The following is an 18,896-nucleotide window of genomic DNA, read 5'->3' on the forward strand; positions in this document are numbered from 1 at the left end:
TCAGCTACCGAAGTTTTCAGGCAGGTCGGCACTGAACCAGCGCTGGGACATCTCATTCAAGGTGCCATCTTCCAGGCCCTGGGCGATCAGGCGATTCACTTCTTCCATTAGCGCAGGTTCGTTTTTATTCATGCCCACATAGCAGGGTGAATCTTTGAGCTGATAAATCAGCGAGGGCGCGCGATCGCTGTTTCGCTCGGCGATTTCAGCGGCGACTACGTTACCGGTGGCGACGTAGTCGACTTGGCCGGAAAGAAACGCAGAAATGGTCGTGGCGTTATCTTCAAAGCGCTGCACTGTGGTGGAGTCCGGGGCAATCTCAGAAAGCTCCATATCTTCCACGGCGCCGCGGGTTACCCCGATGGTTTTATCGGCCAAGCCTTCCGGGCCATCTACGCTTTCATCTTCATCGGCGCTGAACACGCCTAGAAAGAACGGCGCGTAGGCATCGGAAAAATCAATTGCCGCTTCACGCTCAGGGTTTTTACCCAGGCTAGAGATCACCAGATCCGCCTGCCCGGTTTGCAAATAGGGAATACGGTTAGCGCTGGTAACGGGGATCAGCTCTAACTCAACGCCCATTTCATCAGCCAGGTATTGGGCCATATCAATATCGTAGCCGCGCGGCTGCAGGTCGGTACCTACTGAGCCAAACGGTGGGAAATCTTGCGGGACAGCTACCCGGATGGTGCCGCGTGACTCGATATCCTCTAGCGCATCCGCCTGAACGTTTGGGCTAATGGTAATAGCACCGAGGGCAACGACGGCACTCAGCCCTGTGGCTAAGACACCGGACTGTAGGCGTTTGAATTGGTTAGAGAAAGAGTGATTGAAGCGGCGCGATAGCGATTTCATGGTGTTCTCCTAATAAGAGCAACCTGACAAGGGCATGTCGGTCAGTCAGTAGCCGTAGCGGTATTAGCTAGGGATGCAGAGCGAGTGAAAGCTTTGTTGCATAAAATCTAACAAAGAAACTTTCGTTTCACCCGATCACCTAATAGCAACAGCGATACCAGAAGTGGCTAACATTTTTTAGAACAGCAGCTTAGCGGACACGCGAAACCACAACGCAGCGATTGCCGCGCTGAGAAGAGGATTTCAAAGGAGAGAGATGCAATGTGTTGGTGCAGTTTTCATCCACCAACAGGACGAGATGCACCATGAAAGGAGGTCTAGCCTATTGAGCGCTCCAATCCACGCTCATGGTCGGCGCTTCCAGCTCGCTAAGCTCAGCGTAAACTTCACTGATCGCGCTGATTCGCTCTCGACCTTCGGCAAGACGACGGTGCAGTAAACCGTTGGCAATCAGGCAGATCAGGCTATTGGCGGCGGCGTAGCTATCAAACGCCGAGAGACTTTCCAGCGGCGTTTCAAAAAACCACGTTACCTGTGAGGCAAAGTTGACCGCGGTGGGGTCAGCCAGCAAGGCTACCTTGGCAGGTGAGCGCTCAAGTGCATCAATTAGCGAAGCAAAGGCCGCTGGACGGCGGCGAAAACCAAACAGCACCACCACATCCTGCTCGGTGAGATCGACAATCTCTTCCGCTAACGACTGATTAGGGTGAGGCACTACCCGCACCTGGGTGCGCGCCTGAATCAACTGCTGGCGAAAGTGCAGCGCTAGCGGATAGCTGTTACGAAAACCGATCACGACCACATGACGCGCGCTATCCAACCGCTCTACCAGTGCCGCAAATTGATCCGCCGCAATGCCGTTTAAGCAGCGCTGCAGGTTATCCTGCTCCCGCTGCAAATGACGCTGGAACGGCGCCCCGACCTCTTCTTGCATGGCGTTGGGGTCGATCACCAAAGGCACGCCCAGGTTACGTAGCTGGCGGGCGTGGTCTTTAACGGTGCGGTAGCTTTCAAACCCCAGCCGCTTGAATAGGCGGCTGACCGTCGATTTGGATACCCCGGTCAAACGCGCCAAATCAGCGGCGCTATACACCGCCAGATCATCAAAGTGATCGAGGATAAAGCTCGCCACCCGCTGCTCCTGGGCAGTTAGCGCGTCAAACTGGGCGGTAATCCGCTGTCCGATATGCGGCGTCATAGCATCCTATTAAGCTACTTTATTAACGAGTGGCAGGGTGGTGCTCTGCCCAGTGACGGGCAATATCAACCCGCCGGGCCACCCAAACGCGGTCGTGGGTTTCGATATAATCCAAGAAACGCTGCAGCGCGCGAAAACGCCCAGGGCGACCCAACAAGCGGCAGTGCATGCCTATTGATAACATTTTGGGCGCCTCCTCCCCTTCTGCGTAAAGTACATCAAAGGCATCGCGCAGGTAGGTAAAGAAGTGATCCGCAGTGTTGAAACCTTGCGGCGCGGCAAAGCGCATATCGTTGCTGTCCAGCGTGTAGGGCACAATCAGGTGGTTGTGGTCACTGCCCTGACTATCGGTCACCTGCGTCCAGAAAGGCAAGTCGTCGCCGTAGTAGTCGCTATCGTAAAGGAATCCACCCTCATCGAGTACTAAGCGTCTGGTGTTGGGACTGTCGCGCCCGGTGTACCAGCCTTGGGGTTTTTCACCGTAAAGGCGCTGAAAAATCTCCATGGCCTGCTGTAGATGCTCCCGCTCAACGTGTTCGGGCACTTCCTGATAGTGAATCCAGCGGTAGCCGTGGCAGGCAATCTCGTGGCCCAGCTCTTTAAATGCCATGGCGACATCCGGGTTGCGCTCCAGCGCCATGGCAACGCCAAACACCGTGAGCGGCAAACCGCGCTTTTCAAACTCGCGCAGAATGCGCCATACCCCGGCGCGGGAGCCATACTCGTAGATCGACTCCATGCTCAAGTGGCGATCCGGATAAGCCGGTGCACCGATGATTTCCGACAGGAACTGCTCAGAGCCTGAGTCACCGTGCAACACGCAGTTTTCGCCGCCCTCTTCGTAGTTAAGCACAAACTGAACGGCAATTTTGGCCTTGTTTGGCCAGTTGGCGTGGGGCGGGTTGCGCCCATAACCGATCAAATCGCGGGGATAGTGCCCCTTAGGTGACGACGACATAGCTAGCTCCTTGATTCATCCAAAACCCGGGCAGATCACTGGCAAATAGCCACCCAGCAATACACAAAATTATTTGTATACAAAATAGCGACATTCACAACCAACCGCAACGCGGTCGACCGCTAATCCCCTGACGCGAATAGCGTTTCTCAGTTTAAAAGGCGTTAAGCCATTGAATCCTGAACAAATGGTCAAGTTTTCTCAGCCGCTTTTTTATCGCCGATTGCTGGTTAGCCCCTTGCGTCACGAAAAAAACCGCCCTATTTTTGTATACAAGAAATTCCATATTGTTTACACACGGAATACCTATCGTGCATATACGCATTATTAACCCTAACACCACGGCCTCTATGACCGCTGCTATGGGTCAGGCAGCACAGCAGCAGGCGGGGCCTGGCACCACGGTTAGCGCTTCGCAGCCGGACGCTGGCCCGGTCTCTATCGAGAGCCATTTCGATGAAGCAATCAGCGCGGTAGGGGTGGCCGAAGAAGTTCTCAAAGGTGAGCGTGAAGGCGGTATCGACGCCTATGTGGTGGCCTGCTTTGGCGATCCCGGCCTGCTCGCAGCACGAGAACTAACCCGTGCGCCGGTCATTGGCATCGCCGAAGCGGCCTTTCACCTAGCTACGCTGGTGAGTACACGCTTTTCCATTGTCACCACCCTGGGCCGCACCGGCATTATCGCCGAACATCTGCTTCAGCAGTACGGCTTTAGCCACCACTGCCGCCGTATACGTGCCGCTGAAATTCCGGTGCTTGATCTTGAGCATCATCCTGAAGTGGCGTTTACCCGCATTGTGGAAGAGTGCAGCCGCGCACGGGATGAAGATGACATTGGCGCCATCGTTTTAGGCTGTGGTGGCATGGCTAATTTGACCCAGCAGATCAGCCGCGAAGTGGGCCTGCCAGTCGTAGAAGGTGTTACCGCCGCGCTGAAACTGGCGGAATCACTGGTGAGTTTGGGGCTGCATACCAGTAAATATGGAGACCTTGCCTACCCACGGCCAAAGACCTTCACCGGTAAGTTTTCTGAGCTCTCGGATCTTGCGCTACCGCTTAAATAGCAGTTCCAAATAATAATAGTGACTCAGCAACACCTAATAACAATAGTTTAAATAGAATTTTAAATAGTACGTCCATTAGCACGCCACGCCGCAAGCGTTTCCCGATACCTAATCGGGGATTAATAAAAACCGACAATCTTGCGAGGACGACAACATGAGCGCTTCAACCTCGGCTCTTGCGTCAGAAGAACGATCCGATGCTGGATCAAAAGCACTCGGGGCAGAAAGCCTGGCCCCGCAACACACCCGGATTATGGGGCGCGGCTCCTATTTTCTGGCCTGGTTCGGCGGCTGCGTTTCCATTGGCACCTTTGCCATGGGCTCAAGCGTAGTCGGCACCCTGAACCTGTTACAAGCCACCCTGGCCATTGCCATCGGCTGCTTTGTGATCGGTATTGCCCTGGCCATTAACGGGGCCGCGGGCTACAAGTACGGCATTCCGTTTATGGTGCAGGCGCGCAGCGCGTTCGGCTTTACGGGCACGCGCTTACCGGGCTTGGTACGCGCAGTGCCAGCGGTAGTGTGGTACGGCTTTCAAAGCTGGATTGGCGCCGGGGCACTCAATATGGTGTCGGCTACCCTGTTCGGCTTCGACAATCTTATCTTCTACTTCATTACCTTCCAGTTTCTGCAAATTGGTCTTTCGGTAATGGGTTTCCAGGGCATCAAGTGGTTAGAGAATATCGGCAGCGCCTTTATCCTCGCCTCGCTGGTGTATATGTTCTACGCCACGGTGCAGCGCTATGGCGATGAGCTTTCCGCCAGCCTGCTGACCATGGAAGGCTCCTGGGGCATGCCGTTCTGGGGCGCGACCATGCTGTTCCTGGGTATCTACAGCACCATGATGCTCAACGTAAGTGACTACTCACGCGAGCATAAAAAGGGCACCGCCCAAAGCCTGCTGACCACTATCTATGCCATGTCGATTCTGCCCTGCACGCTGTTTATGGGCTTGATCGGCTATATGGTCTCCCAGGCCACCGGCACCGCCGACCCTATCCAGGTGTTTGCCAATGCCGTCGACAACACCCCGCTGCTGATGACCACCCTACTGTTCATCGCCTTTGCCCAGGTCACCACCAACGTACTCAACAACGTGGTGCCGCCGACCTATGTGTTGATGGACGTATTCAAGATCAAGTTCTCGGTCGCCACGGTGATCGTTGGCCTACTGGCCTTCGCCACCTTCCCCTGGAAACTTGTTCAGCCAGGCTCTGCGGCGGGCCTACAGCTGTTTGTTCAAACGTACTCTGCCTTTCTAGGCCCCATCTTCGCCATTCTGGTGGTCGATTATTATGTGATTCGCCGCCGCACGCTGGATATCAACAAACTGTATGACGCCAACGGCCCCTATCAAGGCGTGAACTTAGCCGCTTTCATCGCCACGGCGGTGGGCATTGTGGCGGCGCTCTCTTTCTCGGCTATCTCGTGGTACGCCAGCCTGATACCCGCAGGTGTTACCTACTACCTACTTATGAAGTACTGGGCTCCCTGCCAGCGCTTTAGCCAGTAACTCCCTTTGCCAACCGAAGAGCGAATAAGATGAAAGAGAGTAACGACGTAAGTGACCTGGATATTAAGCACATAGATCCCACGCTCTATAACGAGGATCTCGCGCCACTTAAACCCCAGGATCGTAACTGGGGCGCGTTTGAGATATTTAACGTTTGGTCTAATGATATCCAGAGCCTGTTTGGTTACACCCTGGCGGCCTCGCTGTTTTTAACCTATGGCCTGAACGGCTGGGCGGTGATGGCGGCGATTATTCTGGCGGGCGTGATCGTGATGTTTCTGGTCAATCTCACCGGTAAGCCCAGCGTTAAATACGGCATCCCCTTCCCCGTGATGGTGCGTGCAAGCATGGGGGTACGCGGCGCCAACCTACCCGCGATGCTGCGCGCCATCGTGGGGATTTTCTGGTACGGCGTGCAAACCTACTTCGCGTCTACCGCCGTCACCCTACTGATTACGGCGTTTTTTGGCGCAGGCAATGGCAGCACCTTCCTGGGGCTTTCCGGCGTGGCCTGGGTGTCGTTCGTCATTGTGTGGCTGTTTCAGATCGCGATTTTTTGGCAAGGCATTGAGCGCATTAAGCACTTCCTCAACTGGGCTGGCCCGTTGGTCTACGTGGTGATGTTGGTGCTGATGATTATTGTCTGGTATCAGGCGGGAAGCGAGCTGATTCCTGCCATTGGCACCATTTTCAGCGGTGGCAGTGAAACCAGCGGCAGTTCAATCGCAGCCTTTATGGCGATTGTCGGCACCATGGTGGCGTACTTTGCAGCGGTGGTGATCAACTTCGGCGACTTCACCCGCTTTGTGAAAACCGAGCGCCAGATGAAGCTGGGTAACCTGCTGGGCTTGCCGCTCAACGTGGCGTTCTTCTCGTTTATCGCGCTGATTATTACTGCGGGCACGCTGGTGCTGTTTGGCGAGGCGCTGACCAACCCCGCCGATATCGTTGAGCGGGTAGATTCATTGCCGCTCACGATTGTCGCCGCGCTGACCTTCTTCGCCGCCACGGTGGGTATCAACCTGGTCGCCAACTTTATTCCCCCCGCCTACGACCTTGCCAACCTGTTTCCCAGCAAAATCAGCTTCAAGATGGGCGGCCTGATTACCGCGGTAATCGCATTCTTTGTCGGCGCACTATGGCTCTCAGTCATCAGCCAGATCGGCGTACCCGGCTTTGTGAATGCGCTAGGGGCAGTTGTGGCGCCGTTCTACGGCATTATCGTAGTCGACTACTACCTGATTAAGCGCCAGCACTTGAACATGCAGGAGCTCTTCTCATCAGCACCGGGCAGCGCTTACTACTACGTAAACGGCTGGAACACCCGCGCCCTTATCGCCTTTGGCGTGGCAGCGCTGTTCTCGCTTTCTACCGTGTTAGTACCCGCACTATCCAGCCTGGGCGGCTACGGCTGGCTGATTGGCGCGGGTCTAGGTGGGCTGTTCTACTACGGGTTGATGAAGCAGTTTAAGGCGGAGCCTGCGTTAGCTCAGCAGTAGACAAAAGGGTCGTAACTAGCTGATTAGAAGCTAATACAAGCGCCATCGGTTTTGCCGATGGCGCTTTTTTTGGTTCGCAGGCTAGCGCGGTCAGTTGGGAGCCTGCATGCATGCTCCTATGCCTCTACCAAGCAACGTATTTTGCGGTATAAAAACTCAGCGAAATGAGATATTTTCGAGTTGTAGTGCGTGTTTTTCTGGTAGCCCACGGAGCTATATGCTTATTTTTACCAAAAGAAGTTAATTAAAAAATTAAAAACAACAAATTATAAAAGGTTATATGTATTTATACGCAAATTAAAAGAGCGACCTGAAATGTTATGCGCATGTGCAATTTTCTGGCAGCCTTTAACAGGGAAAAGTGAGTATTTTTTATTTCATATCAGAGACTTATTTCTTATTGTTGGATTTAGCCTCCCTGGAAAACGCGCATGTGTATGAATAAACTGTTATAGATCATCAGAAGGTGGCAGAGGCCGTGGAACAACAGCTTGATATTGGCAGATTCATATCGCTAAAAAAGCAGGAGATTGGCGCTGAGGAAAGCGATGCAATCGCGAAGCTGGAAGTGTGCACCCAGTCGATTTATCGCTGGCTCCAGTATTGCGAATATCACTACGTTATCCTCGTGGAAACCGCTACGGAGTCTAACTTGAGGCTCGATAGAATTTCAGTCTATCGACGAGCGGGAGAAACAGTTCCTGTCAGGTATGTTTACGAGGCTAATATTGCTGCATTCCTCAACAGCCTCCATGCTTTGCTTGATTCATTTCCTTATCTTCTGAATCTCTTTATCCCAGTAAAAGAAGACCCTGAGTCTACGAGCATTAAATGGCACGAAAGCTTCATCAAAAAATATGAGGGCATGGCTTTTTATGACGAGCTATTAGGGCTCTTAACGGATACTACCTTTCATAAGGTTAAAGGATACGTAAATACCATAAAGCACAAACATCTGATCAGGATTTCCAACCAATGGGATCACTTAGAATTCGAAGAATATACCTACAAAAAGCCTTGTCGTAATGTGCAGGGGAGAGTCAATTTTAAACCCGAGACAGTAATAGGTGAGAACGTAATATCCTTTATTGAAAAATGCCACGATGAATTAATTCCGAGGTTGTTCAACCTTTGCGAAAGCGTATTACATTTCAAAAGCTCGCAACTTTCAATTGATCTATAACAATACTACGCTGCGCTCCGTACCTGCCGCAACTGCAAGCGTAAGAGCATCATTGATTCAGAGGTCGGGAGGAGTATGATAATGTCATACCTTACCCATGTTTGGAGCATCAGCCATGAGCATGCACCGGAAAACCATCACGCTGACTGAACAGCAAGACGACTGGGTGAAAGCCCAGATTGAAAGCGGCCACTTTGGCAACGATAGTGAATACATTCGCGATCTCATCCGAAGGGATCAGCAGGCCAAACAACGTCTTGCCATACTGAGGGAAGCCCTCGTTGAGGGTGAGTCAAGCGGGAACCCGACCCCCCTGGATATATCGGCTATTAAGGCGGCTGGCCGTAAGCGGATCAAGGCGGTTGATTAGTGCTTGAGCTGAATGTCACGCCGAAGGCGGAATCAGATCTCATCAGAATTTGGGTGTATACCTGTGAGGAATGGGGCGTTGATCAGGCGGATAACTACCTGGATCGGCTTGAGATCGGCTTGAGACCGGCATGAAACGGCTGATTGATCATCCATCACTTGGCGCGAACTACGACCATGTTTTTTCTGGGTATCGTAGATTACAGGTCGAGCACCACGCTGTTTTTTATCAACTGCATGAATCGGAAGTGCTCGTTGTTCGTGTGCTTCACGAAGACATGGATGCACCGGAAAGGCTTCTAGAGTAGTGGGGCATCTTTTTTAGCTAGTCATAAACAGCCCTCTCCTTTCGGTGCATATCGCGAGCGGCGGTTACAACTAGTGATTCTTCTCCAGCGCCAAATGATTGTCTATTTCCTTTATCTTATCTTCCGTGTGGTGATTGACGTAAAGCACCGTGGTTTCTTTCCCTGCACAGATTTTCTCAATAAGCGCTAGCACCAGTTGGCGGTTCATATCGTCCAGGCCCAGGCAAGGCTCGTCCAGAATCAACAGGGGCGGGTGTTTGACCATGGCGCGGGCGATGAGTAGCAGACGCTGGTCGCCGTAGGAGAGTTTGTTAAAGGGCTGATCGGCGCGCTCTTGCATGCCGAGTAGTTCGAGCCACTGGTCGGCGATTTTTTTCTGATGATCGGTGGCTTTTGTGTATACGCCGATGCTGTCGTAGAAACCGGAAATAATCACGTTTTTGCAGCTGGTGCTGACGCGATACTCCCACTGCAGGGCAGTGGAGACATAGCCGATAAACTGCTTGATCTGCCAGATGCTTTCGCCGTTACCGCGCTGGAAGCCAAACACAAAAATATCGTTGGTATAACACTGCGGATGATCCCCCGTGATCAGGGACAAGATGCAGGTTTTACCGCTACCGTTGGGACCACTCAGTTGCCAGTGCTGGCCCTGCTCTATCGTCCAATCGAGCTTATCGACAATCACGGTGTCGCCGTATTGGATCGTTGCTTGCTTGAGTTTTACTAACGGCTGGCTGGGGTCGAGAGCGGGTAGTTTATTGGCTGGGTCAGCCTCGGGCAGGCTTAGGTCGGTGGTTTTCAAATGCAGCAACTGATAAAGCTCATTGAAGGCAGCTTCATCCTGACGCTCTACCGTGAACGCTAATCGCCCACCATCTCCCCGCTTTTTATCTCCTCTTTTTTTCTCCAAGCGCTCTTTATCCCCAGGGTCTTTATTTAAGTAGGCAATATGTGTAATGAAGTCCGGCATTTCATCAAAGCGGTTCAGTACCATCACCATGGGAACGGTGTCGATGATGGAGGCGAGATGGGCTTGCAGCATGGCTAGAGTGTCGACGTCCAAACCATCAAACGGCTCGTCTAAAATCAGCAAGTCCGGCTTGCTCGACAGAGCACGAATCAGCATGACCTTGCGGGTTTCGCCCGTGGAGAGCTTGCGAAAGGCGCGGTCGAGTAGCTTCGTAAGACCGAACTTTTCGACCAGCTCGCTGGCAAGTTCAGGGTCTTGGCACTGCTCGAAAATCATTTCACTAACGGGTGTGCCGAGTGAGATGACATCCATGATATCGGCATCGTCTTTTTTCAGCTCTTTGGCGATAAGCTCGGCCTGCGCTTCGAAAGAGACCAAACCGACATTTTTGGGCAGCCCTTGAACACTGCCCGCTTCAATCTTACCCACACCCGCCAGCGCCGCCGCCAGGGCCGATTTGCCTGAGCCATTGGTGCCCGTGATGACCCAATGCTGGTGGGGTTCGATGATCCAATCAATCTCGCTTAGGGTGAAGCGATCATCAAAACTGATCGTCGCTTTGTTTAGCTGAATACGCGCTAAGCGGCTTGAAGGCTCCATCAATGTGTTCCTTATTGTTTGGAAAAAGTCAGTGTTCGCATGTAATGAGACAAAAAAGCCGAGAATATCGTGGCGATATCTCGGCTTTTTAGATGACTTAGCGGTCTATTCTTTGACGAGCTATCATTTAATCAGCCGATTAAACGATCTTCTTCATGTCCGCCATATGGCCACGCAGCACTGCGCCAACGGCTTCTACCGGGTGAGCGCGAAGCGCATCATTAACTTCGATCAAGCGGGCGTTATCAACGCCGTTGTCGTCCAGATCCAGGCCTTTACCGATAACATCGGACTTGATGCCTTTCATAAAGTCAGCCAAGAGCGGTACGCACGCGTGGTTGTAAAGGTAGCAACCGTACTCCGCTGTATCGGAGATAGTCGCGTTCATCTCGTACAGCTTCTTACGCGCGATGGTGTTGGCGATCAGTGGCGTTTCGTGGAGCGACTCGTAGTAAGCAGACTCGGCGATAATGCCCGCTGCGGTCATGGTTTCGAAAGCCAGCTCAACGCCCGCTTTAACCATCGCTACCATCAAGATGCCGTTGTCGAAGTACTCCTGCTCGGTAATTTCTACGTCACCCGCAGGGGTTTTCTCGAAGTTGGTTTCTGCGGTTTCGGCACGCCATTTGTGCAGGTTAGCGTCATCGTTCGCCCAGTCTTCCATCATCGTGTGCGAGAAGTGGCCGCTCATGATGTCGTCCTGGTGCTTGTTGTAGAGCGGACGCATGATCTCTTTCAGCTCTTCGGCAAGATCAAAGGCTTTGATCTTGGCTGGGTTAGAGAGACGATCCAGCATGTTGGTCACGCCGCCGTACTTCAATGCTTCTGTGATGTTTTCCCAGCCGTACTGAATCAGCTTAGCGGCGTAGCCAGGCTCAATGCCCTCTTCAATCATTTTGTCGAAGCAGAGGAGAGAACCGGTTTGCAACATGCCGCAAAGGATCGTCTGTTCACCCATCAGGTCGGATTTAACTTCGGCGATGAAAGAGGACATCAACACGCCCGCTTTGTGGCCGCCAGTGCCCACTGCGTAGGCTTTTGCCAGGGCAAGGCCTTCGCCTTTGGGATCGTTGGCTTCGTGAACGGCGATCAAGGTGGGAACGCCGAAACCACGCACGTATTCAGCGCGAACTTCAGAACCTGGGCACTTGGGCGCTACCATGATGACGGTTAAGTCATCACGGATTTTCATGCCCTCTTCTACGATGTTGAAACCGTGGGAGTAAGAGAGGCAGGCGCCCTCTTTCATCAACGGCATGACCGCTGTCACAACAGCGGTGTGCTGCTTATCAGGCGTCAGGTTCAAAACAACGTCGGCCGTGGGGATCAACTCTTCGTAGGTACCTACTGTAAAACCGTTTTCGGTGGCGTTTTTCCAGGACTGACGCTTTTGCTCAATAGCTTCAGGGCGCAGTGCGTAAGAGACGTCTAAGCCGCTATCGCGTAGGTTCAAGCCCTGGTTAAGGCCTTGGGCGCCACAGCCGATCACGACCATTTTTTTGCCTTTAAGCGCTTCTACGCCATCAGCAAATTCAGAGCTGTACATGAAACGACATTTGGCGAGTTGCGCCAGTTGCTCGCGTAGTGGCAGCGTATTGAAGTAGTTAGCCATCGTTAGCATCCTAATATGTTATGAGCACGACATCGATGTAAGGCACATCGATGCTAAAACCGGTACTTAAAAGAGTGACACAGCCGCTAGATGCGAGATCCAGCGTTATGTGAGTAAGGCTAATCTACCTAAAAACGACCATTTCTTAAATTGATATATTTGCAACAGCATGTCCCTTTTTCTGCAAAACTCAATTATCATGGCGTTTATGAATTTTAAAATTTTAAAACAGTTCCTGGCCTTGGCAGAAACCCTGCATTTTGGTCGCGCCAGCGATGAGTGCTACGTCAGCATTTCTGCCCTGTCGCGCAACATCCGGCATTTGGAAGAGGAACTGGGGGTGTCGCTGTTTAATCGCGACAACCGTACGGTGATGTTGACCCAGGAGGGGCAAAAGTTTCTCAAGTACGCCCGCGATGCCAGCAGCCAATGGAATTTGATTCGTCATGAATTGACGGACAATCCTGATCAATTAAGCGGGGAAATCAGCCTATATGGCTCCGTCACCGCCAGCTACAGCTTTTTGCACGAACTCCTGCGCCGCTTTCGTATTGCCTACCCGATCATAGAAATCAAGCTGCGCACAGGGGATCCAGAACACGCTATTGCCCATGTTCTGGACGGTAAAGAAGATCTTAGCATCGCGGCCCAGCCTGCCAACTTGCCGCGTGGCCTGGCGTTTAAATCCATTGCCACGTCGCCTTTGCTGTTTATTGCGCCCATTGAGCAGCAGGTGCCGAATGTGCCAACGAACACGCCAACCACACCGGAAGAGTGGGCGAGCATCCCTATGATTCTATCAGAGAGCGGTGTCTCAAGAGCCCGTGTGGATGAGTGGTTTCGTCAGTTGGATGTCTCTCCGCGCATTTATGCACAGGTCACCGGTAATGAAGCCATTGTGAGTATGGTGAGCTTGGGCTTTGGCATTGGCGTGGTGCCAAAAATCGTTCTCGACAACAGCCCCTTGGTGGATCGCATCCGCGTGCTCGACGTGACGCCGGAACTGGAGCCCTACGATATTGGTTTATTTACCCTCAAGAAAAACCTAAAGAACCCGCTGGTCGACGCCTTTTGGCGCTTGATGTAAGCCCTCTTTAATAAGCCCTTCTTACATAAGCCCCAGGCGCTGTTTTTTAGCGATCCGACACAACCGTGCTTAACCCCCAAAGATCTGCTGCAAATCCGGCACGTTTTCTTCCTCTTCCACCATGGAGAGTGACGCTTCGATGGCTTTTAGGTGGCGGCTCATAAAGGCTTTGGCGCGCTCGCCGTTGCCTGCTTCCAGATAGCCGATCAGATCGTCGTGGTCGTGGGATTCACAGCCTAAGTGGCCACGATGGCCGTAGACGGCGAGTATCAGCGATGAGCGGGAGCAGAGCCGCTCGACAAACTCTGCCAGGGTGGCGTTGCCTGATAGCTGCGCTAAGCGCACATGGAAGTCTGCCGATAGCCGAATAGCCACGCTCTGCTGGCCACTGCGCAGCGCTTGACGCTCTTCGCGAGCCATTTCGCGCAGCTCCGCGGCCTCTTTTTCGCCCATGCGCCGGGCTACGTCGGGCATTAACCCGCACTCGATTAACTGGCGGGCATCGAAAACGTCTTTGGCTTCATCGGCAGTGGGCCGAGTGACGCTGGCGCCTCGGCGCGGTGTCAGCGTGACTAACTGCTCCAGCGCCAGGCGCTGCAGGATTTTACGAATACCGGTGCGGCTAATGCCAAAGACATCCGCCAGCGCATCTTCACGCAGCCGTGCGCCGGGCTTTAAACGCTGCTCGACGATAGCATCGCTCACCGCCCGGTAGATTGCCTCGTGGCGCTCATCGCCCTCTTTGCTCTCTTTTTTACTCTCTTTGCCTTCTTTAACAGGAGCACGCCGCTTTTCCGGCGCCTGCGCATCACTCATAGCTATCCTCTCAAGGCCTAAGGGTTTGTACGAAAAGTCGGCGAGCGAAGACTAGACAAGGCAAAAATCGACGAGAAAGCGGAGTTTACGGGGTGTAAATGAGCATTTCGAGGCGATTTTTAACGCAGTATTGTCGAGCGCAGGCAGTTTTCGTTCAAAGCCTGATTACTCCTCCCAAGCGGCAATCATATCGCGCTCTTCATCGCTCATGTTGGTCATATTGCCTAACGGCATATAGCGGCTGGCCACGACCTGCTGAATCTGCGTTTTCTGCCCCAGAATTTCATCCCAGCTTTCGAAAGCAAACCCGGCGGGCGGTGCCGAAAATCCGGCATGTTCAGGGTTGCGAGCATGACACTGAACACAGTGCTGCTCAATCAAGCCGGTGATTTGCGCCTGATCCGGCCCTTGCACGCCGTCATTACCACTAGGCGGCGATGAACTTGGTGCGGCCACCCAAAAGGCTAACAGAATGAGCCCTACCCCAACGGCGGGATACGCTGGCTGGGTTTTGCCTGCATGCATCAACACAAAGAATTGACGAATCAAAGCACCGGCAAAGATAAACAACACCATCACGACCCAGGCAAGCTCATGGGAGTAGATAAAGGAGTAGTGATTACTCACCATCAACAACACGACCGGCAGCGTGAAGTAGGTATTATGCACCGAGCGCTGCTTGCCGCGTTTGCCATCCAAAGGATTAGGCGCGTCGCCCGCCTTCATGGCTTTTACCATGCGGCGCTGGCCGGGAATAATCCAGAAAAAGACGTTAGCCGACATTGCCGTCGCCATTACCGCCCCTGTGAGCAGGAAGGCTGCCCGACCAGTGAACATCTGCGTGCTCAGGTAGGCAACGACCACCATCATTACGGCAACCGCAACGCTGAGCAGGCCGTCACGATCCATATTGGGGCTAATGCGTTTACACAGCTCGTTATAAACCACCCAACCACCCAGCAAAAATGCCAGCGCCAGCAGGTTGGCCTGCCAGCCCGTCATGTTGGCGGCCCACTCCCAGGGACTATTGGGGTTTACCAGATAGAAGCCCGGATTAACCATGTAGAGAATGACGAACAGCGCAAAGCCGGAAAGCCAGGTGGTGTAGGCTTTCCAGAATGACCAGTGCAGATCATTGGGCAGCTTGGCCGGTGCCGTGGCGTACTTCTGGTTGTGGTAGAAACCGCCGCCATGCACCGACCACATTTCGCCAAACACGCCCTTGTCGCGATCTTCCTCTGCCTTCGGTGCGCGCAGACTATTATCCAGCATTACAAAGTAGATCGACTCGCCGATCCAGGCGATGGCCGCAATCACATGCAGCCAGCGCAGTAGCAAATTAACAAAATCGATTAGGTACGCTTGCATAAATAAATCCCGTTAGGTTTGCCTGAAAACTCGGCGAGAGCAGCCAGGTTTCAGACAAATCAGCTACCGCGATAAGTTGAGTAGCCATAGGGCGAGAGCAGCAGCGGCACATGGTAGTGCTGGCTGGCATCCGCAACGCCAAAGCGCAGCGGGATAACGTCTAGAAAGCGCGGTTCGGCCGCTTCAACGCCTTGGGCACGCAGGTAGTCACCGGCATGAAACACCAGTTCGTACTCGCCTGGCGTGAGCGCATCACCCTCTAAAATGGGCGCATCGCAACGCCCGTCACTGTTGGTGATCACGCTACTAAGATGCTGGCGCTCACTGCCGGTAAGGCGAAACACCTCAATGGTAATACCCTGACCGGGCTGACCTTTGGCGGTATCCAGTACGTGGGTGGTTAAGCGTCCCATAGCCACTCCTTATTGATAGCGTTGTTTGACCAATTGGTCAAAGAGTACCTTTGATGCTATTTGTTGTATACAGTAATTCCACCCTCGAACATTGTGAATCAACGACGCTTTAACATTACCCGCTTTGGAGAGTGCCAGTGCCAACATCACATCCGTTACTGCTTTCACCCGCGCCGAGTAAGTGCAGCCTTGAAATGCTTACCCATCACTATGGAGATGTTTATGAGCACTCCCCCTGGGTGGCCGAAGCGGCCTGGCAGCACGGCCTGACTGAAGCCCACGACGAGCCTGACGCATTAGCCGAGCTGATGGGGCTTATGTTGCAGCAGGCGAGCAGTGAACAGCAAATCAAGGTGATTCAGGCGCACCCTGACCTTGCAGGCAAAGCTGCTATGGCCGGTGAGTTAACCCAAGACTCAACCAGCGAGCAAGCAGGCGCCGGGCTTGATCAATGCAGCCCTGAGGAATTCGCGCGCTTTGAATACCTCAATACGACGTACAAGGAGAAATTTGGCTTTCCGTTTGTCATTGCCGTTAAAGGGCTGGATCGGCATGCCATTCTAGCCGCCTTTGAAGAGCGCCTGAACAACGATACGGCCACCGAACGGGAAACGGCTATTGAGCAGATCATCCGTATTGCACGTTTCCGCTTAATTGACCGGGCGACAAAATCCTAGTGTTAAACAACACAGGATAAGCGCTCATTTTGTATACAGAAACGCCGCGCCCATTGGGGCGCGGCGCAATTTAGCGGTACTACTTTTCGACGTCTGCCTATTCGATTACTGCTTGGCAGTCTCTACCGCTTTCTTAGTGGTTTCTTCTACTTGCTTCTGGCTATCTTCAGCAAAGCTTTTGCTAATGGAGGTCACTTTTTCTGTGTCTCCTTTCACACGCTCCATAAAATTACTTGCCGTTTTCTGCTGGCTTTCCATGGCTTTCTTGAAGCTGTCTGCGTCTTTTACATCAAGCCAGGTGCGCGCTTGTGAGATCGCCATATCCGAGTAGGCACGTGCGGCGTCCATCTGGGCTGTAAACAGCTGGTCATAGTAGTCAAGCGCTGTCAGCGTGTACGAGCGCATCGGTGAAACAAAAACAGACTCAAACTGTTGCGTGGTTTTCTCAGTCGCTTTATTCATAATCGTATCTCCAAGAGTGAGCTAGCACATAAACACGCCTTGATTAGGCGGTTCTTAGCCAGGCTTTTGCCTCTGCTGTCCTTAAAGCTAGCAGTGCTTTTTGTGCAGCGCAACATGATTTTTCTTCATGCTGCGCCTGCTCACTCGCAGATCGTTAGTAAGACTGAGTGTAGCCTGCTACTAGCGGTTACCGAACAAATGCTTACGCGCCTGCTCATCCATTTCTACGCCGGACTGGGGGTTAACATCTTCGACCAATGCGTAAGCTCTACGTACGGCTGGGCGTGCTTTGATCATGTCAAACCAGCGCTCTAAATCAGGAAACTCTTCCAAGGTTTGACGCTGTTTTTCCCAAGGCACAATCCAGGGATAGATCGCCATATCGGCAATCGAGTAGTCATCACCACCCACATAAGTATGATGCGCCAAACGTTGGTCTAATACGCTATAAAGCCGATTGGTTTCACGCACGTAACGTTCAATGGCGTAATCGATCTTTTGCGGCGCATAGTGGCAAAAGTGGTGATTTTGGCCTGCCATGGGCCCTAGCCCGCCCATTTGCCAGTGTAGCCACTGCAATACGATATAGCGTTCGCGACCAGACGCGGGTAAGAAAAGGCCACTCTTGTCGGCCAGGTACTCAAGGATTGCGCCAGACTCAAACATCGACAGCGGCTGGCCGCCATCCTGTGGTGAGTGATCGACAATAGCGGGAATGCGGTTATTGGGGGCAATAGTGAGAAATTCAGGATCAAACTGCTCACCTCGGCCAATATTAATCGGCTTCACTCGGTACGCCAGATTGGCCTCTTCGAGCATAATGGAGATTTTATGGCCGTTAGGTGTTGTCCAATAATACAGGTCAATCATTGCCATCTCCTTGTTGAAAACCTTGATTCACTCGCCATGAGCCTACCAAGCTTTCAAAATTTATCGGGCGGTACCTTAGCGTACCGCCCTGATCAGGTCATCCAGCCGTTAGCGCTATATATCGCGTACGGTTATGGCATTACCGGCAGCCCCATTGTGCACGCTGAGCATACGCTTAAACCACTCATCCACCGGGTCGCCAGGCTCGACTACCGCCTGTGTCGATACGACGTGAGCCCACATCATACTGCCAAACAGAAGGTAATCTGAGCCGCTGGGTGCATCACCGTCTAAAAATGCGCTCTCCCGCAGCAGGTCACGCACCGGTGCCAGCGCCTGCTTAAGCTGCTGCTTACCTTTTTCGGGTTGTTGGAACTCTTCAAGCGTGCAGCCAAACCGCGCTTCGCGGGTTTCACGGAAATAACTACGGTCTTCGGGGTGGACGGCGGCAAATAAATCCATGCCGATAATGCGGAATAGCGCAGGATTCACGCTGCGCTCAACAAAGTATTTGAACAGTAATACCCGCTGATAGCTGACGCCTTCGCCCAACACGGGTGCCTCGGGATACGCCTTATCCAGGTAGCGCATGATCTCGAAACTGTCGGTAACGACCTGATCGCCGTCACAAAGCACCGGCACTTTGTCGTAGTTGGCAAACGCTAGCGCTTCTTTATCGAGGAATCGCCACGCTACTGAGGTGAATTCCAGCCCTTTATGGGCGAGTGCCATACGTACGCGCCAGCAATAAGGTGAGAAGCGGAGCCGTTCGTCCCGGCCGCAAAGATCATAAAGAGTCATTGCCACTGTCATAACCTCCGTGTGGTTGTTCATAGTGAGTAAACAGCACTTCAGCCGATAACAATGAGCGTAAGCCAGCTGTGACGCAACTGGCGAGTTCTGTACTTATCCTTTTGCTGGCAACTGTACTGTCTATTAGTCTAATGACTCAGCGCGTTTAGACTTCCAACCATTCATCAAAAAACCATTTAAGAACAAACACATAAGAAAACAACAGCCGTGTAAAACCAGCTATCAAACAAGCACTTCAGTGGTAAGACCAATTTTCCA

At 52.7% G+C, this 18,896-nt stretch carries 20 protein-coding genes; 9 read left to right on the forward strand and 11 right to left on the reverse strand.

What is annotated here, in order from left to right; all coding sequences use genetic code 11:
* The 3 genes from KF947_RS06085 to puuE form a co-directional block, all read right to left on the reverse strand.
* Window positions 1-855, reverse strand: coding sequence for a transporter substrate-binding domain-containing protein (locus KF947_RS06085; protein ID WP_223288049.1), 855 nt, complete (start codon window positions 853-855; stop codon window positions 1-3).
* Window positions 856-1,177: 322 nt separating this feature from the next.
* Window positions 1,178-2,053: a MurR/RpiR family transcriptional regulator gene (locus KF947_RS06090; RefSeq protein ID WP_223288050.1), complete on the reverse strand. Its 876-nt coding sequence runs from the start codon at window positions 2,051-2,053 to the stop codon at window positions 1,178-1,180.
* A gap of 22 nt (window positions 2,054-2,075) precedes the next feature.
* Window positions 2,076-3,011: an allantoinase PuuE gene (puuE, locus tag KF947_RS06095; RefSeq protein ID WP_088698977.1), complete on the reverse strand. Its 936-nt coding sequence runs from the start codon at window positions 3,009-3,011 to the stop codon at window positions 2,076-2,078.
* 311 nt (window positions 3,012-3,322) lie between these two features.
* On the opposite strand from puuE, the gene KF947_RS06100 reads away from it, so the two are divergent.
* From KF947_RS06100 to KF947_RS22110, 7 genes are all read left to right on the forward strand, one after another.
* On the forward strand, window positions 3,323-4,075 hold the full coding sequence (locus KF947_RS06100) for an aspartate/glutamate racemase family protein (RefSeq protein ID WP_287019090.1): 753 nt from the start codon (window positions 3,323-3,325) through the stop codon (window positions 4,073-4,075).
* A gap of 154 nt (window positions 4,076-4,229) precedes the next feature.
* Window positions 4,230-5,588 (forward strand): NCS1 family transporter, encoded by a 1,359-nt coding sequence (locus KF947_RS06105; protein WP_227405741.1) that lies wholly within the window; start codon window positions 4,230-4,232, stop codon window positions 5,586-5,588.
* 29 nt (window positions 5,589-5,617) lie between these two features.
* Complete coding sequence (locus KF947_RS06110; protein ID WP_227405742.1) at window positions 5,618-7,087, forward strand: NCS1 family nucleobase:cation symporter-1; 1,470 nt, start codon at window positions 5,618-5,620, stop codon at window positions 7,085-7,087.
* Between the two features lie 478 nt (window positions 7,088-7,565).
* Window positions 7,566-8,270, forward strand: coding sequence for a hypothetical protein (locus KF947_RS06115; protein ID WP_227405743.1), 705 nt, complete (start codon window positions 7,566-7,568; stop codon window positions 8,268-8,270).
* Between the two features lie 115 nt (window positions 8,271-8,385).
* Window positions 8,386-8,640, forward strand: coding sequence for a type II toxin-antitoxin system ParD family antitoxin (locus KF947_RS06120; RefSeq protein ID WP_227405744.1), 255 nt, complete (start codon window positions 8,386-8,388; stop codon window positions 8,638-8,640).
* Window positions 8,640-8,774, forward strand: coding sequence for a type II toxin-antitoxin system RelE/ParE family toxin (locus KF947_RS22105; protein ID WP_264478630.1), 135 nt, complete (start codon window positions 8,640-8,642; stop codon window positions 8,772-8,774). Before KF947_RS06120 ends, KF947_RS22105 begins: the two co-directional genes overlap by 1 nt.
* Window positions 8,771-8,947 (forward strand): type II toxin-antitoxin system RelE/ParE family toxin, encoded by a 177-nt coding sequence (locus KF947_RS22110; RefSeq protein ID WP_264478631.1) that lies wholly within the window; start codon window positions 8,771-8,773, stop codon window positions 8,945-8,947. Before KF947_RS22105 ends, KF947_RS22110 begins: the two co-directional genes overlap by 4 nt.
* 70 nt (window positions 8,948-9,017) lie before the next feature.
* Here the strand turns inward: KF947_RS22110 and modF are convergent, their stop codons facing one another.
* Both modF and ilvC read right to left on the reverse strand, forming a co-directional pair.
* A complete protein-coding gene (gene modF, locus KF947_RS06130) occupies window positions 9,018-10,520 on the reverse strand; it encodes a molybdate ABC transporter ATP-binding protein ModF (protein WP_227405745.1) in 1,503 nt (500 codons plus the stop codon).
* 139 nt (window positions 10,521-10,659) lie between these two features.
* Entirely contained in the window at window positions 10,660-12,132 is a 1,473-nt protein-coding gene (ilvC, locus tag KF947_RS06135) for a ketol-acid reductoisomerase (protein WP_088701989.1), read from the reverse strand.
* A 208-nt stretch (window positions 12,133-12,340) separates the two neighbouring features.
* Here ilvC and ilvY point away from each other — a divergent pair, with 208 nt between their 5' ends.
* Complete coding sequence (ilvY, locus tag KF947_RS06140) at window positions 12,341-13,219, forward strand: HTH-type transcriptional activator IlvY (protein WP_227405746.1); 879 nt, start codon at window positions 12,341-12,343, stop codon at window positions 13,217-13,219.
* A 69-nt stretch (window positions 13,220-13,288) separates the two neighbouring features.
* Here the strand turns inward: ilvY and KF947_RS06145 are convergent, their stop codons facing one another.
* The 3 genes from KF947_RS06145 to uraH all read right to left on the reverse strand — a co-directional run bounded on the left by KF947_RS06145 (window position 13,289) and on the right by uraH (window position 15,816).
* Window positions 13,289-14,035, reverse strand: a complete 747-nt coding sequence (locus tag KF947_RS06145; RefSeq protein WP_088701988.1) for a GntR family transcriptional regulator — start codon at window positions 14,033-14,035, stop codon at window positions 13,289-13,291.
* Window positions 14,036-14,200: 165 nt separating this feature from the next.
* Window positions 14,201-15,403: a urate hydroxylase PuuD gene (locus KF947_RS06150; RefSeq protein WP_227405747.1), complete on the reverse strand. Its 1,203-nt coding sequence runs from the start codon at window positions 15,401-15,403 to the stop codon at window positions 14,201-14,203.
* Between the two features lie 59 nt (window positions 15,404-15,462).
* On the reverse strand, window positions 15,463-15,816 hold the full coding sequence (uraH, locus tag KF947_RS06155; protein WP_133729768.1) for a hydroxyisourate hydrolase: 354 nt from the start codon (window positions 15,814-15,816) through the stop codon (window positions 15,463-15,465).
* 137 nt (window positions 15,817-15,953) lie between these two features.
* On the opposite strand from uraH, the gene uraD reads away from it, so the two are divergent.
* A complete protein-coding gene (uraD, locus tag KF947_RS06160) occupies window positions 15,954-16,493 on the forward strand; it encodes a 2-oxo-4-hydroxy-4-carboxy-5-ureidoimidazoline decarboxylase (protein WP_227405748.1) in 540 nt (179 codons plus the stop codon).
* A gap of 105 nt (window positions 16,494-16,598) precedes the next feature.
* Here the strand turns inward: uraD and KF947_RS06165 are convergent, their stop codons facing one another.
* From KF947_RS06165 to KF947_RS06175, 3 genes are all read right to left on the reverse strand, one after another.
* Window positions 16,599-16,955 (reverse strand): phasin family protein, encoded by a 357-nt coding sequence (locus tag KF947_RS06165; protein WP_133729766.1) that lies wholly within the window; start codon window positions 16,953-16,955, stop codon window positions 16,599-16,601.
* A 180-nt stretch (window positions 16,956-17,135) separates the two neighbouring features.
* Window positions 17,136-17,825, reverse strand: a complete 690-nt coding sequence (locus tag KF947_RS06170; protein ID WP_223288064.1) for a glutathione binding-like protein — start codon at window positions 17,823-17,825, stop codon at window positions 17,136-17,138.
* Window positions 17,826-17,939: 114 nt separating this feature from the next.
* Window positions 17,940-18,632, reverse strand: coding sequence for a glutathione S-transferase family protein (locus KF947_RS06175; RefSeq protein ID WP_133729764.1), 693 nt, complete (start codon window positions 18,630-18,632; stop codon window positions 17,940-17,942).
* Between the last annotated feature and the right edge of the window lie 264 nt (window positions 18,633-18,896).

This window comes from Halomonas sp. FeN2, from assembly GCF_020595105.1.
In the GTDB taxonomy this organism is placed as follows: Bacteria; Pseudomonadota; Gammaproteobacteria; order Pseudomonadales; family Halomonadaceae; genus Vreelandella; species Vreelandella neptunia.

Coding starts and splice junctions, on each gene's coding strand:
- KF947_RS06105 (WP_227405741.1), top strand. CDS start 4,230: ATGAGCGCTTCAACCTCGGCTCTTGCGTCAGAAGAACGATCCGATGCT.
- KF947_RS06150 (WP_227405747.1), bottom strand. CDS start 15,403: ATGCAAGCGTACCTAATCGATTTTGTTAATTTGCTACTGCGCTGGCTG.
- KF947_RS06085 (WP_223288049.1), bottom strand. CDS start 855: ATGAAATCGCTATCGCGCCGCTTCAATCACTCTTTCTCTAACCAATTC.
- KF947_RS06120 (WP_227405744.1), top strand. CDS start 8,386: ATGAGCATGCACCGGAAAACCATCACGCTGACTGAACAGCAAGACGAC.
- KF947_RS06090 (WP_223288050.1), bottom strand. CDS start 2,053: ATGACGCCGCATATCGGACAGCGGATTACCGCCCAGTTTGACGCGCTA.
- KF947_RS22110 (WP_264478631.1), top strand. CDS start 8,771: ATGAAACGGCTGATTGATCATCCATCACTTGGCGCGAACTACGACCAT.
- ilvY (WP_227405746.1), top strand. CDS start 12,341: ATGAATTTTAAAATTTTAAAACAGTTCCTGGCCTTGGCAGAAACCCTG.
- ilvC (WP_088701989.1), bottom strand. CDS start 12,132: ATGGCTAACTACTTCAATACGCTGCCACTACGCGAGCAACTGGCGCAA.
- KF947_RS06110 (WP_227405742.1), top strand. CDS start 5,618: ATGAAAGAGAGTAACGACGTAAGTGACCTGGATATTAAGCACATAGAT.
- KF947_RS06165 (WP_133729766.1), bottom strand. CDS start 16,955: ATGAATAAAGCGACTGAGAAAACCACGCAACAGTTTGAGTCTGTTTTT.
- modF (WP_227405745.1), bottom strand. CDS start 10,520: ATGGAGCCTTCAAGCCGCTTAGCGCGTATTCAGCTAAACAAAGCGACG.
- puuE (WP_088698977.1), bottom strand. CDS start 3,011: ATGTCGTCGTCACCTAAGGGGCACTATCCCCGCGATTTGATCGGTTAT.
- KF947_RS06145 (WP_088701988.1), bottom strand. CDS start 14,035: ATGAGTGATGCGCAGGCGCCGGAAAAGCGGCGTGCTCCTGTTAAAGAA.
- KF947_RS06170 (WP_223288064.1), bottom strand. CDS start 17,825: ATGATTGACCTGTATTATTGGACAACACCTAACGGCCATAAAATCTCC.
- uraH (WP_133729768.1), bottom strand. CDS start 15,816: ATGGGACGCTTAACCACCCACGTACTGGATACCGCCAAAGGTCAGCCC.